This is a genomic window from Kiloniella sp. EL199 (assembly GCF_900313065.1).
Lineage (GTDB): Bacteria > Pseudomonadota > Alphaproteobacteria > Kiloniellales > Kiloniellaceae > Kiloniella.
In genome coordinates this window covers 168,906-182,492 of the sequence record NZ_OMPU01000011.1, presented here as the reverse complement: position 1 = coordinate 182,492, position 13,587 = coordinate 168,906, and the positions used below count along the sequence as shown (strand labels likewise).

At 46.2% G+C, this 13,587-nt stretch carries 13 protein-coding genes; 5 read left to right on the top strand and 8 right to left on the bottom strand.

What is annotated here, in order from left to right; genetic code table 11:
* Positions 1 to 100: 100 nt before the first annotated feature.
* Both D9A03_RS14100 and D9A03_RS14095 read left to right on the top strand, forming a co-directional pair.
* Complete coding sequence (locus D9A03_RS14100) at positions 101 to 1,804, top strand: sensor domain-containing diguanylate cyclase (protein ID WP_120497857.1); 1,704 nt, start codon at positions 101 to 103, stop codon at positions 1,802 to 1,804.
* On the top strand, positions 1,801 to 3,081 hold the full coding sequence (locus D9A03_RS14095; RefSeq protein ID WP_120497856.1) for a DUF2336 domain-containing protein: 1,281 nt from the start codon (positions 1,801 to 1,803) through the stop codon (positions 3,079 to 3,081). Before D9A03_RS14100 ends, D9A03_RS14095 begins: the two co-directional genes overlap by 4 nt.
* Before the next feature lie 69 nt (positions 3,082 to 3,150).
* Here D9A03_RS14095 and argB read toward each other — a convergent pair whose 3' ends face one another.
* The 6 genes from argB to rpmH form a co-directional block, all read right to left on the bottom strand.
* On the bottom strand, positions 3,151 to 4,059 hold the full coding sequence (argB, locus tag D9A03_RS14090) for an acetylglutamate kinase (RefSeq protein ID WP_120497855.1): 909 nt from the start codon (positions 4,057 to 4,059) through the stop codon (positions 3,151 to 3,153).
* A 105-nt stretch (positions 4,060 to 4,164) separates the two neighbouring features.
* On the bottom strand, positions 4,165 to 4,845 hold the full coding sequence (yihA, locus tag D9A03_RS14085) for a ribosome biogenesis GTP-binding protein YihA/YsxC (protein WP_120497854.1): 681 nt from the start codon (positions 4,843 to 4,845) through the stop codon (positions 4,165 to 4,167).
* A 161-nt stretch (positions 4,846 to 5,006) separates the two neighbouring features.
* Positions 5,007 to 6,806, bottom strand: a complete 1,800-nt coding sequence (gene yidC / locus D9A03_RS14080; RefSeq protein ID WP_371682964.1) for a membrane protein insertase YidC — start codon at positions 6,804 to 6,806, stop codon at positions 5,007 to 5,009.
* Positions 6,803 to 7,072, bottom strand: coding sequence for a membrane protein insertion efficiency factor YidD (yidD, locus tag D9A03_RS14075; protein ID WP_254055053.1), 270 nt, complete (start codon positions 7,070 to 7,072; stop codon positions 6,803 to 6,805). Before yidD ends, yidC begins: the two co-directional genes overlap by 4 nt.
* Before the next feature lie 26 nt (positions 7,073 to 7,098).
* Positions 7,099 to 7,509 carry a ribonuclease P protein component gene (gene rnpA, locus D9A03_RS14070; protein ID WP_120497852.1) on the bottom strand — a complete coding sequence of 137 codons (411 nt, stop codon included), beginning with the start codon at positions 7,507 to 7,509 and terminating at the stop codon, positions 7,099 to 7,101.
* A gap of 4 nt (positions 7,510 to 7,513) precedes the next feature.
* Positions 7,514 to 7,648 (bottom strand): 50S ribosomal protein L34, encoded by a 135-nt coding sequence (gene rpmH / locus D9A03_RS14065; RefSeq protein WP_082113995.1) that lies wholly within the window; start codon positions 7,646 to 7,648, stop codon positions 7,514 to 7,516.
* Positions 7,649 to 8,018: 370 nt separating this feature from the next.
* Here rpmH and D9A03_RS14060 point away from each other — a divergent pair, with 370 nt between their 5' ends.
* From D9A03_RS14060 to D9A03_RS14050, 3 genes are all read left to right on the top strand, one after another.
* On the top strand, positions 8,019 to 8,753 hold the full coding sequence (locus D9A03_RS14060) for a TVP38/TMEM64 family protein (RefSeq protein ID WP_120497851.1): 735 nt from the start codon (positions 8,019 to 8,021) through the stop codon (positions 8,751 to 8,753).
* Between the two features lie 116 nt (positions 8,754 to 8,869).
* Entirely contained in the window at positions 8,870 to 10,285 is a 1,416-nt protein-coding gene (locus D9A03_RS14055; protein ID WP_120497959.1) for an NAD(P)/FAD-dependent oxidoreductase, read from the top strand.
* A 34-nt stretch (positions 10,286 to 10,319) separates the two neighbouring features.
* Positions 10,320 to 11,744: a HAMP domain-containing sensor histidine kinase gene (locus tag D9A03_RS14050; protein WP_120497850.1), complete on the top strand. Its 1,425-nt coding sequence runs from the start codon at positions 10,320 to 10,322 to the stop codon at positions 11,742 to 11,744.
* Positions 11,745 to 11,753: 9 nt separating this feature from the next.
* Here the strand turns inward: D9A03_RS14050 and D9A03_RS14045 are convergent, their stop codons facing one another.
* Both D9A03_RS14045 and D9A03_RS14040 read right to left on the bottom strand, forming a co-directional pair.
* On the bottom strand, positions 11,754 to 12,227 hold the full coding sequence (locus D9A03_RS14045) for a GNAT family N-acetyltransferase (RefSeq protein WP_120497849.1): 474 nt from the start codon (positions 12,225 to 12,227) through the stop codon (positions 11,754 to 11,756).
* 4 nt (positions 12,228 to 12,231) lie between these two features.
* On the bottom strand, positions 12,232 to 13,437 hold the full coding sequence (locus tag D9A03_RS14040) for a class I SAM-dependent rRNA methyltransferase (RefSeq protein WP_120497848.1): 1,206 nt from the start codon (positions 13,435 to 13,437) through the stop codon (positions 12,232 to 12,234).
* Positions 13,438 to 13,587: the final 150 nt, after the last annotated feature.

The window sequence follows — 13,587 nt, the reverse complement described above, 5'->3', positions numbered from 1 at the left end:
AAAATTGGAAGTTTAAGTCGGTGTTAACTGTGGTGATTTAGACTTGGACAATAATGACTTTTGTGAGCTGCTGAGAAAGCATCACGAGAAAAAATATAACATGAACAAGAGTGGTAATTTGCCGAATAAAACCGATAAGGAACAATGGGGTGTTACAATTCCTGGCGGGCCCTTTTCAGACTTTCCTGGGGCTGTACTCTTTGTTGATAGAAATGGGACTGTTTCCAGTGCGAATGAGCAAGCCGATTTACTGTGCACTTTTATTGAGCGTGGTGGATCAGAAGAGTATCATGATGCACTGCAATCCGCGCTGAGTGGTCGCGCAGCGCAGGTTAACCCTTTACTTGTACGCGAAGGGCAGGACGAGGCAAGTCGCGTTCTGGGGGCGTTTGATCTCGCTCTATTACCGTGGGCAGATGGAGCGTCGGCGCTTTTGCTCGGTCGTAATATTTCCCTTGAACGAAATCTTCGTGCCGCGCTTATTGAATCGAGACAACGTTATCGTGATCTTTTGGAAGCCGCGTGTGATTTTGCCTGGGAAACGGATCGAGATGGTAAAATCAGCTTTATTACTCCGGAAGGAGGGGTCGGATTCTCGGCTGCTGAATTAGCAGGGTCAGATGCAATTAATTTGTTTGCTGATCCATCATCAATCATGACCAATCCTTTTTCCTGCAAAGTTCCCTGCGAGGAAGAAGAGATATGGGTGAAAGACAGTTTTGGTGATGAGCGTTGTTTACTTGTTACCTCCATGCCGCTTTGGGGAGATTATGAAACCTGGCATGGAAATCGTGGATTCTGCCGGGATATTACAAAGCTGCGGCATGATGAATTACTGCAGGCAAATGAAATCCATCGTGAGCGGGTTTATAATCGAATTCTAGAGATTGCGCGCAGTGAAATGGTACCCATGAAAATGCTGGTATCTGTCGCATCTTGTCTTATTCCTGCCCTGCCGGTTGATGCCGTTATGATAAGCCATTTCGATGGCGATATCTGGCAGCCTGTTGCGGAAGAAGGAGAAGCTTTACAGCTGGATGCTATCGCCCGGGTACAAGCCGCGTTGGAAATGGGGGAAACTGTTTATCAGGAAACCAGTTCGGACGGTGTTTTGGTTGCCGTCAGTACCAAATTCAGAGATCAGGTGAATGGATCGATTTGTTTGTGGCGCAAAGGAGGTCGGGTTTCCTGGTCTCCTGGTGAAGGCGAACTGCTTGAACGAATTCAGGTTCAGATTGGTATCTCGCTACAGCAATTTGGTCATCACAAAGAGCTTCAGGCGCTTTCCAGTACAGATCCGCTGACGGGGCTTTTAAACCGCCGGCACTTTGAACATCTCCTTGATGGTTTTATCGCTGATAATGCTGGCGACGAAAGAACACATTTATTGCTCTATCTTGATCTGGATAATTTCAAGTATGTAAATGATGCTTATGGTCATCAGGAAGGCGATAAGGTTCTCAAGGATTTTGCCGAAGTTCTAAAAAGCAAGACAAGACGCAACGACTGGATTTCCCGTTTGGGTGGGGATGAATTTGTTTTATTTTTGCCAGCGGTTCCAGAAAGTGAGGCGACAGGAAAGGCACAAGATCTTCTGGAAGCTCTTATTCCGGCCTTTTCCAGAGATGACGATCCTGATTGGTCCTTAAGCGCTTCTGTTGGTGGTTATCTTTTTACCGCGCGGGAAGAATTGGATTTGGCTGATCTGTTAATACATGCGGATGAAGCGATGTATCGGGTGAAACGATCCGGTAAAAATGGTGTTTATATTGTTAGTGAAAAAATTGATGAGGTTGGCTCATGACAAAGCCAACCGATTCTTCAAAGGGTGGTGAAGGAATGCAACCAGCGTTAGCGTACGAAGATGCCAAGAAAATGGCAGAGAGTAAGGATAATAATGTCAGGTTATCTTTGGCGAGCCGTCAGGATATTCAACCTGAAATTCTTTACTATTTAGCTGATGATGGTGATGCTAATGTTCGTCAGGCAATTGCTTCCAATGCATTGACACCAAAGCAGGCTGATCTGTTACTCGCAAAGGATAAAGATGGTCAGGTTCGAATGGAACTGGCCGAGAAAATTAGTAAGCTGGCGCCTGAACTAGACCAAAAAACACAACGAAAAGCACATGATTTCGTTATTAAAACACTCGAAATCCTTGTTGAGGATCAACAGGATAAGATCCGGGCAGTTATTTCAGAAGCTGTTAAGGAGCTGGATACGATACCTGTGTCTATCGTGCGCAGGCTCGCGTCTGATGATCTTGATAGCGTGGCATCCCCTGTGCTTCAGTCTTCCCCGATTTTAACAGACGAAGATCTGCTGAAAATAATTTGGGATGGCGTTCGTGGATCGAGGTTAAAAGCGATATCCCGCCGATCAAATCTTGGCGAGAGAATCACCGATGCAATTGTCGAGACAAAAGATCATGACGCCATTGCGTCTATGTTGGATAATCAATCTGCTCAAATTCGCGAAGAAACACTGGATCAGTTGGTTGAACAGGCGCCAGGAATTGAGGTTTGGCACAAGCCCCTTGTGAAACGGCCAAAGCTTTCACCCTTATCACTTAAACGTCTGGCGGGATTTGTAGCTGAAAATCTTTTGGAGAATCTGTTGGATCGACCCGATCTGGATCCGGAAGTCTCTACGGCAATTGGTTTGGAAGTTCGCAAACGAATGGAAGTAGATAACGTTCTTGAAGAAAATATCAGTGATGAAGATGAAAAAGCTATAGAGGCCGAGGTTGCAAAATTACACAAGTCGGGAAAGCTGACTGAAGATCGCATTACGACAAGACTGCACTGTGGTGACCGTGAGTTTGCGATCCATGCCCTTGCCAAAGTAGCTGATTTGCCACCGCTTGTCGCACGCAGGATGATCCTCTCCAGAGCAGCAAAAACGGTTGTTGCTTTGGTCTGGAAGGCTGGATTTTCGATGGAGTTGGCCAATATTGTCCAGCTACGATTAGCTGGTATTCCTCCACAACAATCCATCAAAGTCGACGAAAACGGTGATGTTCCAATTTCTGACAAAGAACTGGACTGGCAAGTCACCCTTTATATCGATGATGCAGAGTAACTCATCAGTTCAGGTTTTCCTGTCAGGTATTTTATTTTCGCAAAAAGTTGAGGTTTTATTCTTATGATCTCAGGCTTTTTTGATCATTGTACCGATCCCGCAATCGGTAAAGATTTCCAACAGCATGGAATGAGCAACACGTCCGTCCAGAATAACGGAGGCATCAACACCGCCACGAACGCTTTCCAGACAGGTTTCAAGCTTTGGAATCATGCCGCCACTAATTGTTCCGTCCTGTGTCAATTCTTCTGCCTTTGGAATGGTGAGCTCTGAAATCAGGGTTCCCTGTTTATCAAGAACACCGGCAACATCGGTCATTAACAACAAACGTGAGGCGCCGACGGCTGCGGCAATGGCCCCTGCAGCTGTGTCGGCGTTAATGTTATATGTTTCGCCATTTGGTCCATAGCCAATTGGAGCAATAACAGGAATCATACCAGATTTATCGAGCTCAAGCAGGAAGTCGGGATTAATTTCTTCCGGCTCGCCAACAAAGCCGAGATCAAGAACTTTTTCTATATTTGAATCCTGATCTTTAACCGTACGCTGAAGTTTTCGTGCCTTAATAAGGCTTCCGTCTTTCCCGGAAACACCAACAGCCGTGCCACCGGCTTTGTTAATTGCAGCCGTAATGCTTTTATTGATTTTACCGGATAGAACCATCTCGACAATTTCAACGGTCTCGGCATCTGTTACCCGCAAGCCATCAATAAATTCGCTATTTACGGCAAGTCTTTTCAGCATTTCACCAATTTGCGGACCACCACCATGTACAACAATGGGGCTTATCCCAACTTGTTTTAACAGAACAATGTCGTGGGCGAATTTATCTGCAAGGTCTGCATCTCCCATGGCATGCCCACCGTACTTGATGACAACTTTCTTGCCGGAATAACGTCGCATAAATGGCAAGGCCTCTGAAATTGTCTGGGCTGTTCTGAGCCACTTTCTAGGGTCCTTGGCATGTTTGCTTGTCATCGTGGTGACCTTTTAATTCGTTATTTTGTCTGTGGAATAAGGTGCTTGATAGGTTCTGTATTAACTGCTTATAGCGAAATATTTCTCGACTGAAAACATGGAGCTTTATCCGCTTTGTTGTGTCAGAGCAGCGATACTTGCTCTTAACTCTGCAATGCCAAGTGATTTTGCGGATGATGTTTTCATTATTTGTGGATGCGCTGCGGGGCGCTTGGCAAGTTCTGCTGCAAGTTTTTTCTCTACTTCCGCAAGCGGAGTTGGTTTGATTTTGTCGGTTTTGGTCATGACGACCTGATAGGAAACTGCGCAGGTATCCAGCTCGTCCATAATTTGGCGATCACTGTCTTTTGCTCCGTGACGTGAATCGATCAAAAGCAAAATGCGCTTTAACTCTGCGCGTCCGCGTAAGTAATTGCGTGTCAAGTCTGTCCAATAGGCGATATCAGATTTTGACGCCTGTGCATAACCGTATCCCGGAAGATCAACCAGCATCAGCTTTTGTCCAAGATCAAAGAAGTTCAGCTGGCGGGTTCGGCCCGGTGTGTTTGACGTGCGTGCCAGCGTCTTTCTTCCTGTCAACGCGTTTACCAGGCTTGATTTTCCCACGTTGGATCGCCCGGCAAAGGCTATTTCTGGCAAGCCATAATTCCCGATATGCTCATCTTTTGTTGCACCGAGAATAAAGTCACAGGGTTTTGTGAAAAGTAATCGACCAGCTTCCAGCATTGCCGGATCATCTTCGGGATTGTCGAAGTGGATGCCGGAATCTTGAATATCGTCAGTCATTTTTCTCTCCTTTGACCCTGCATCTCAGTTCGGTATTTTATACTATTACATTTGAGAGCGGGATGATGAATAGTCTTTGTTCCGGCTTTCAGCAAGGATTAACGCAAAAGGCCCTGACATCTGTGTCAGGGCCTTTTGAAAGTGTTGTACAGAAACGTTGATTAGCTTTTGGTTTCTGCGGCTGCTCGTCCTAAAGGAACGCCAGCTTTTTTCATAATTACAGCTTGCTGAATAATGGAAAGCAGGTTGTTCCATGTCCAGTAAATCACAAGTCCAGCCGGGAATGTTCCAAGAAGGAAAGTGAAGAACAACGGCATGAACAGGAATACTTTCGCCTGTACAGGATCTGTTGGCTGTGGATTCAATTGCTGTTGCAAGAACATGGAAATACCCATCAGCACAGGCCAGATACCAATATTCAGGAAGGCGATCAGTGTATCTGCTTCTGGAATTCCCCACGGGAAGAGACCAAAACCATTCACCAAAGAGGTTGGATCCGGCACGGATAGATCATGAATCCAGCCATAGAAAGGTGCCTGACGCATTTCTAGGGTTACAAAAAGAACTTTGTAGAGAGAGAAGAATATCGGGATCTGGATAATGATAGGCAGACAACCTGCCATCGGGTTGACCTTCTCTTGTTTATAGAGGGTCATCATTTCCTGATTAAGTTTCTGACGATCATCACCAAATTTTTCGCGTAGTGTTACCAATTTGGGCTGTAGCTTACGCATCTTGGCCATGGAAACATACGATTTGTTTGCCAAGGGGAAGAGGAAAAGCTTGATGATAACGGTCAGGGCCATGATTGAGAGACCAACATTACCGACAATTCCAGTCAACCAGTGAAGAGCATAGAAGAAAGGTTTGGTAATGTAGTAGAACCAACCAAAATCCACCGCAAGATCAAGATCCTGAATACCTAGGTTATCAGTATACTGGTCGATCAGGGGAACTTCTTTCGCACCGGCAAAGAGGTTACTGCTGAATTCGAGTGTACCGCCTGCAGGAACGGCTTCTACGTTATAGAAATAGTCAGTTTGGTACCGATCAGGGCCGTTTTTACCGCTATAGATAAAACGTGTGCTGACTTCTTTATTCTGATCCGGGATCAGAGCAGTCAGCCAGTATTTATCTGTGATACCAAGCCATCCGCCAGTGCTTGGAAGCGCAACGTTGCCATCTTCTTTCAAGTCTGAATAATCAACTTCGGTCAAGCTGCCACCAAGTACGCCGATCGGACCTTCATGCAGAATGTAGTACCCTAGTGTTTCTGGGGTGTTTGTACGAGAAACAAGGCTATAGGGGGCTAAATCAACCTGCTCCCCAGACGTATTCATAACGCGTTGCTTGATGCTGATCATATAGCCATCATCTATAGACAGCTCGCGCTCGAACTTCAGGCCAGAATCATTATTCCATGTCAGAGTGACAGGATTTTCTGGCGTCAGATTTGTATCTATTGTGTTCCAAATGGTTTTATTATCGGGAACAGCAAGCCTTCTGTCAGAAGAAATCCATCCAAAATCCGCGTAATAAGGATTCTTGGTCTGAGCAGGAGAGAGAAGCACAACGTTTGGGCTGCCTTCTTCAAGACTTGTTTGATAGTTCTTGAGAACCAGATCATCAATTCGACCACCTGTAAGAGAGATACTGCCCTCAACGGTTGGTGTGTCAATTGTTATCCGCGTTGCATCGGCCAAAGCTTCTTCTCTGGGGCGGCCTTCGATGAGTTTGAGAAGGTTATCCGTCCCGCCAGGAACTTCAGGGATGGAACTGTCAGAAGCAAGGTTTGTTTGTGACTGTTGCTGTTGCGCTGCTTGTCTTGCAGCAATCTGTTCCGGGCTTGGAGGGAAGAAGTATTCTTGCGCAAAGGTCCAGCCAAAAAGAATGACGGCGGACAAGACGACAGCAAGAAGAATATTACGTTGATCTTCGTTTTGCATCAGTGGTCGGCTCAACGGTTGTTCGTGACATGACAATCAGGTTGATGATTATCGTCAGATGGTTCTGGTACAGGGTCATATCCGTAACCACCCCAGGGATGGCAACGAGAAAGACGTTTCAGCGCTAACCACCCACCCCGTAATGCGCCATGCGTGACAATTGCCTCGCTTGCATATTCAGAGCATGTGGGATGGTAACGGCAGCTTGCGGGAGTATAGGGAGAGATTCCGTATTGGTACAGCTTTACGAACCCTAAAAGGAGTGCACGTAATATTTTCAATATTGTGTCCTCTCGTTAATCGGGTATCAGCTCTGTGGTCTTTTGGGACCTGATGCTTTCTTTCGGTCTGTCTTAACCCGTTGCAAGGCTATTTTCAGATCGTTTTTAAGGTCATCATATGGACGAAAGAGTGTTGTTTTCCGCCCGATCAGAACATAGTCGTGTTCAGCTTTCCCATATTCGGAAAGTATTTCTGCTGCAGCAGCACGTAAACGGCGCTTTACCCGATTTCTGATTACAGCGTTACCAACTTTTTTAGTAACTGTGAAACCAATGCGAATAGCGCCAGACCTATAAAGCTCTTCTGAGTTAGAAGAGCTTTCAGGTTGACGCCGCATGGCTTGAAGAATCAAGCCGGGTGTGACCCATTTATTATGCGTCGCTGCTACCCGAAGAAACTCGGATCGCCTTTTGAGCTTTCCGGCTTCGAGCATCATAATCTTAAGCGGATAGACGCTTACGACCTCTTGAGCGACGGTTAGCTAGGACGCGGCGACCACCGACGGTAGCTTTACGGGCGCGGAAGCCATGGCGGCGTTTACGAACCAATACGCTCGGCTGAAAAGTGCGCTTCACTTTAATTCTCCGTTATCCGGAAGGTTGTCGAAAATAGTGGTCGGTGTATAAGCGGGCAGTGAGCATCTGTCAACGCCTGTCAGTCAGATTCAATGGATTCCTTCGAAAAACAGAAGTTTTTTTCTGAATTTTCATCGGAAACACAATGAACGAAGACCATGACTAATCACCGTTGGTTGGGGTTTTATCAATGTTTTAAGGTAATTCACAGTACTTTTTACTTTTATAAAGATAATAGTAGGAAGTTTCGTTATAGACTTGGGGTTCAGTCCCTCTCGTTTGATCACATCCCTGTGTGATTGTCTTGATAGACTTGTATTTTGAGCTACTACGTCAAAAATGTATTTCCATGATAGATACCGATACCAGTATGACTGAAACGAATAACGATAACAAAGGACAGGCTTCTCTGCTGAAGCGTATGTTGCCGCTACTTATATTAGTTGTGGGCTTGGTTATCGTTTACTCATTAGGATGGCACCAATATCTCAGCTTTGATGCGCTGAGAGAGAACCGAGAAGTCTTGAACGGATTCGTCAAGGAACGTGCCTTTGTCGCCATTCTCTCTTTTGTTGCTCTCTATACAATTGCAATTGCCTTTTCAATTCCGGGTGGGTCTTTCTTGACTATAGCCGGTGGGTTTCTTTTTGGGACATGGTTTGGTGGAACCTATGCGGTTGTTGCTGCAACTATTGGCTCTACCTTGGTGTTTTTGGCTGCTAAAACCGCATTTCGGGATATCTTGCGCGAAAAAGCACAGGGATACCTGAAGAAAATGGAAGAAGGATTCCATGAGAACGAATTGAGCTATCTTCTTGTCCTTAGACTGGTGCCTTTGTTCCCATTTTGGCTGGTTAATCTTGTTCCCGCATTCGTGGGGGTTTCTCTCCGGAATTATGTTTTGGCAACATTTGTTGGTATCATTCCGGGAACCTTTGTCTATGCATCTGTCGGAAACGGTCTGGATGCCTTGTTCCGTAGCGGTGGTACACCCGATTTAGGGATCATCCTGAAACCAGAGATACTTTTCCCAATTCTGGGGCTGGCGCTGCTGTCACTCATTCCTGTCCTTTACAAAAAATTCTGCAAAAAGGAACAGGCTTAACGCTTGGTTCTAATTTGCCTTTTATGTTGCTTGATAGGATATCAAACCAACTTGTCTGAGCTTGAGTGCAGCGTGTTGCGTACAGTTTGTAAAGAAGCGCATATATGGGGAATAACATGATCAAAACAGATATCTGTGTTATCGGTGGCGGGTCCGCTGGCTTGTCAATAGCGGCTGGAGCTGTTCAGATGGGCGCTGACACGGTTCTTGTTGAGGCCGGGAAAATGGGCGGGGATTGTCTGAATTATGGCTGTGTTCCCTCTAAAGCTTTGCTCACTGCTGGAAAAGTTGCTCGTAGTTGGAAAAAATCACCTGCATTCGGTGTGAATTACGACGAGCCCGAAGTGAATTTTCAAAAAGTTCATGATCATGTGAAGTCTGTGATTGCGGATATAGAGCCACATGATTCGGTAGAACGTTTTGAATCGTTGGGTGTAAAGGTTATTCAGGCACCGGGGGAGTTCATTGATGCCCGAACTCTAAAGGCTGGTGATACTACAATTCAGGCACGGCGCTTTGTTATCGCAACCGGGTCTCGTGCGATGGTGCCACCTATCGAAGGAATCGAGAATGTTCCCTTCCTGACCAACGAATCTGTTTTTGACCTGACAGATTTACCCAAAAAAATCATCATCGTTGGTGGTGGCCCAATTGGGTGTGAACTGGGGCAGGCCTTTCGCAATTTGGGTAGCGAGGTCTCTATTGTTGAAATGGCAAGTATAATGCCAAAGGATGATCCTGATCTGGTTTCCGTTATTCGTGATCGTCTAGAGGATGATGGTGTTTCTCTCTTGGAACAAACCAAAGTTCTTTCAGCTGCGAAGAAATCAGAGGGTGTCAGTCTTCTTGTCGAGACCAATGGCGAAGAGCGTGAAATTAGCGGCACGCATCTTCTGCTGGCTGCTGGACGTATCCCCAATCTTGAAAAGTTGAACCTTGAAGCTGCGGGGGTTAATTATGAGCGACAGGGGATTGTGGTTGATAAGGGACTCAGAACGTCTAATCGAAAGATTTACGCCGCCGGGGACGTGACCGGTGGATACCAGTTTACACATATGGCGGCTTATGATGCGGGCATTATTATTCGAAGTGCGTTGTTTCGATTGCCTGCAAAAGTTTCGTATAACGCGGTACCATGGGTAACCTACACTGATCCTGAGTTGGCACATGTTGGCTTGTCTGAATCAGACGCAAAGAAACAGAGCGTTCAGTATAAGGTTCTGTATTGGTCATTCGCGGATAATGATCGTGCCCGGGCGGAACGCCGAACCGAAGGCAAGATCAAAGTTATTACCAGCCAGAAAGGTAAAATTCTAGGGGCATCTATTGTCGGACTTCAGGCAGGCGAATTGATACTGCCTTGGGGACTTGCCTTGTCCAAAGGAATGAAAATCGGCGATATGGCAAATGTGATTGCCCCTTATCCAACTCTTTCTGAAGTGAGTAAACGTGTCGCGGGCAGCTATTATACAGAATCGTTATTTAGTGATCGTGTGAAGAAGGTTGTTCGTTTCCTTGCCAAATTTGGATAAGCTTTACCTGACCCTTAAATGAAATAGCGATTCCATGGCCGGAAAAATTCAACTCCCCCCCTTTATTACCAGTTTGTCAGCAAAGCTTCTGATTTTGACAGCAATCTTTGTTCTGCTCGCTGAAATTCTTATTTTTGCACCGTCCATTGCCCGCTTTCGTCTGGTTTATCTTCAAGAACATCTGGCAGATGCCCATCTTGCTATACTTGCACTGGATGCAACGGATGACATGATGGTGAGTGAAGATCTGGAAAAAGAACTTCTAAGCCATGTGAATGCTTTGGCTATTGCCTTACAAAGGCCCGGGCAAGGAAAACTCAAACTGATGAGTAGCGCGGACGTCGAAATTGATGCGACTTACGATTTGAGGGAAGAGAGCTTCTTTGGCCTAATCAAGGATGCATTTGTTGCGTTGGGGCAGACACGCCATCGAGTTTTGCGAATCGTTGGCCCTTCACCAAAGGATAAAGATGTCCTTGTTGAAGTGATGATGAGTGAAACACCCATGCGCTGGGATATGTATGAATATTCATGGCGTATTTTGGCACTTTCTTTAGGTATAGCACTAATGACAGCGGCACTCGTTTTTGTCAGTTTGCATTGGTTGATGGTACAGCCTTTACGACGGATCACGCGCAGTATGATCCGGTTTAGGAATGCACCGGAAGACGCGACTCGAATTATCAGACCTTCTACTCGTACAGATGAAGTCGGTGTTGCTGAAACCGAGCTGGCATCTATGCAGGTATCTTTACAATCTTCTTTGGGACAGAAAACCCGACTGGCAGCTATTGGTACAGCTGCGGCCAAGATTAATCATGATCTGAGAAACGGATTGGCTACGGCGAGGCTGATCTCTGATCGTTTGAATAGAAGTGAAGATCCGGAAGTGCGTGAAGTCGCCCCTGTTTTACTTGCTGCGATTGATCGAGCTGTACATATTTGCGGGCAGATGCTGAATTTCTCCAAAGAAGGGGCGCCTCAACTTGATATTATGGATTTTGATCTTCACGAACTGACAAGTGAAGTTGCGGATACTCTTCAAGTTGCCGAATCTGTCGATATCAAGGTGCAAAATCATATTCCGCCTGGGACGAATGTTTCCGGTGACTGGGAACAGCTTTACAGAGTTTTTGAAAATCTTGCTCGAAATGCAGAGCAAGCTGGTGCCAAGGCCGTTGAAATTCGTTTGCAGACTGAATTGGATTGTCTGATTATTTCGATTGCAGATGACGGCCCGGGAATTCCGACGGAAATCAGATCAAATCTCTTCAAGCCCTTTAAGGGCTCAACACGTAAAAATGGGTCCGGTTTGGGGTTGGCGATAACTCGCGATCTAATGCGGGCGCACGGCGGAGATATCTGGCTTGATGTGTCGGAACTGGGGGGAGCCTGTTTCTGCTTGGAGCTTCCCATTAAATCTAGTTTAACGAACTCTAAATCACAAATGTTTGGTTAGGTTTCCGCCTTAAAGTTCAATTTTCATAAGAAATTTATTGTCACCAAATTGCTCGACGATTTCCCAATCCATTGCACGGTATATATTGGGAGACAGAGTATAGAGAAATAATTGTTTTTCTCCCCGGTTACGTGCAACCTGTTCAATCAGTGCGACTAATTTTCGAGCAGCGCCTTTGCGTCGATAGAGAGGATCAACATAGAGTGCAGCCAACCATGGACGGTAATGCTTATAATCGTCATGATCGTTTTCAATTAACAAAGCCGTTCCGACAGGCTTTTTTCCCGAGAGAGCGACAAAAGCCTGTTCGATATTATCGCTCTCGGTCATCTGCTGGTAGCTTTTGAGAACATTCTCTCGGGTCCAGCCGTAACTTTTTCCCCAGGTTGTGTACTCCCAATCCGCGCAAGTTTCTATGTAATCGGGGTGATTACGTAGAAAATCGACACTAATTGTCTCGGGGGTTGTCCCGGGGACTGTCATGGGGCTAGTCCAGTGTGTAGAGCTGTAGTTTCAGATATTCAGATTCGGGTAAAAAGGGATGTACAGGATGATCTGGCCCGGCACCTCGGGTGAAAAGCAGGCGGGATTTTCTGTTCGCATCCAAAAGGCCTTTGCGTGTCTGATCCGCGAAATTGTCGATGTCCATGTGATGAGAACATGATGCGACAACCAGATAGCCACCGGGTTTAACGAGTTTCGCAGCGAGCCGGGCAAGCTTTCGGTAGCCTTTTGATCCCTGTTGGATATCTTTTTTGCTTTTAACAAAAGCGGGGGGATCAACGATGACGAGATCAAAGCTCACCCCCTCATTTGCAAGCTTGGCAAGATGATTAAAAACTTCGGCTTTTACGAAAGTGCATTTGTCGGCAACATCATTTTCTGCTGCGGCTTTTGCTGCCAGCTCCAGAGCGGCTTGGCTGCGATCGACTGTTGTTACGGACTTGGCGCCTGCCAGAGCGGATTGAACAGTGAAGCCACCGGCAAAAGAATAACAATCGAGCACATCCGCGTCTTTGGCAAAACGGGCGGCGAGCTTTCTGTTATCACGCTGGTCAAAGAACCACCCGGTTTTTTGACCTTCCTGAAGCTCTGCAAAGAATGTGGCGTCGTGTTCTATCACCTTGATAGGGCCATTGAGTTCGCCTTTGACAACCTTGTCATAACATTCAAGGCCTTCGAGTAAACGGGATGGCGTATCATTGCGAAGAACGACTGTGTTCGGGTCCAGTATGCGGTCCAAAGCCGCAAGCAATGCAGGAAGAAGGTTTTCTATGCCTGCGGTATTAACCTGCAGAACCAGCGTATCTCCGTAACGATCAATGATTGTCCCCGGAATACCATCAGCTTCGGCGTGAATCAGACGATAGTAGGGAACGTTAAACAGGGTTTCGCGCAACGAGAGTGCTTTTTGTAGAATTTCCGCAAAAAAACCTTCGTCAATGATTGTTTTGGCGCTATGGCTGAGCAAGCGAGCAGAAATCAACGGCTGACGATTGTATATTGCTGTTCCCAGTGGTTGCCCGTCATTAGCTTCAATTCTGACAACTGTTCCGGCCGGGATCTGCTTTGTTTCTGCACTGACTTCAATTTCGTTTGAAAAGACCCAGGGATACCCATTCAAAAGCCGCTTCTGTGCCTTTGGTCTCAGGCGAATGGTGGGACGTTGTTTGAGATCAAGAGCAGCGCTCATAATAATACTTTCGGTAAGGTGTAAATTTGACGGCAGTCTAGTGAAATCTGCCATGACTACAAGCTCAGGCTTGTAGCCTAGTACAATAAAGCGTAACGAGGAAGAGAGGAGGAATTGTTGCAGTGCAATATCTACTTTGATAGGATTTGC

Bases quoted from the DNA above. Each gene is read 5' to 3' on its own strand.
- D9A03_RS14100 (WP_120497857.1), top strand. From the start codon at position 101: ATGAACAAGAGTGGTAATTTGCCGAATAAAACCGATAAGGAACAATGG.
- D9A03_RS14095 (WP_120497856.1), top strand. From the start codon at position 1,801: ATGACAAAGCCAACCGATTCTTCAAAGGGTGGTGAAGGAATGCAACCA.
- argB (WP_120497855.1), bottom strand. From the start codon at position 4,059: ATGACAAGCAAACATGCCAAGGACCCTAGAAAGTGGCTCAGAACAGCC.
- yihA (WP_120497854.1), bottom strand. From the start codon at position 4,845: ATGACTGACGATATTCAAGATTCCGGCATCCACTTCGACAATCCCGAA.
- rnpA (WP_120497852.1), bottom strand. From the start codon at position 7,509: ATGATGCTCGAAGCCGGAAAGCTCAAAAGGCGATCCGAGTTTCTTCGG.
- D9A03_RS14060 (WP_120497851.1), top strand. From the start codon at position 8,019: ATGACTGAAACGAATAACGATAACAAAGGACAGGCTTCTCTGCTGAAG.
- D9A03_RS14055 (WP_120497959.1), top strand. From the start codon at position 8,870: ATGATCAAAACAGATATCTGTGTTATCGGTGGCGGGTCCGCTGGCTTG.
- D9A03_RS14050 (WP_120497850.1), top strand. From the start codon at position 10,320: ATGGCCGGAAAAATTCAACTCCCCCCCTTTATTACCAGTTTGTCAGCA.
- D9A03_RS14045 (WP_120497849.1), bottom strand. From the start codon at position 12,227: ATGACAGTCCCCGGGACAACCCCCGAGACAATTAGTGTCGATTTTCTA.
- D9A03_RS14040 (WP_120497848.1), bottom strand. From the start codon at position 13,437: ATGAGCGCTGCTCTTGATCTCAAACAACGTCCCACCATTCGCCTGAGA.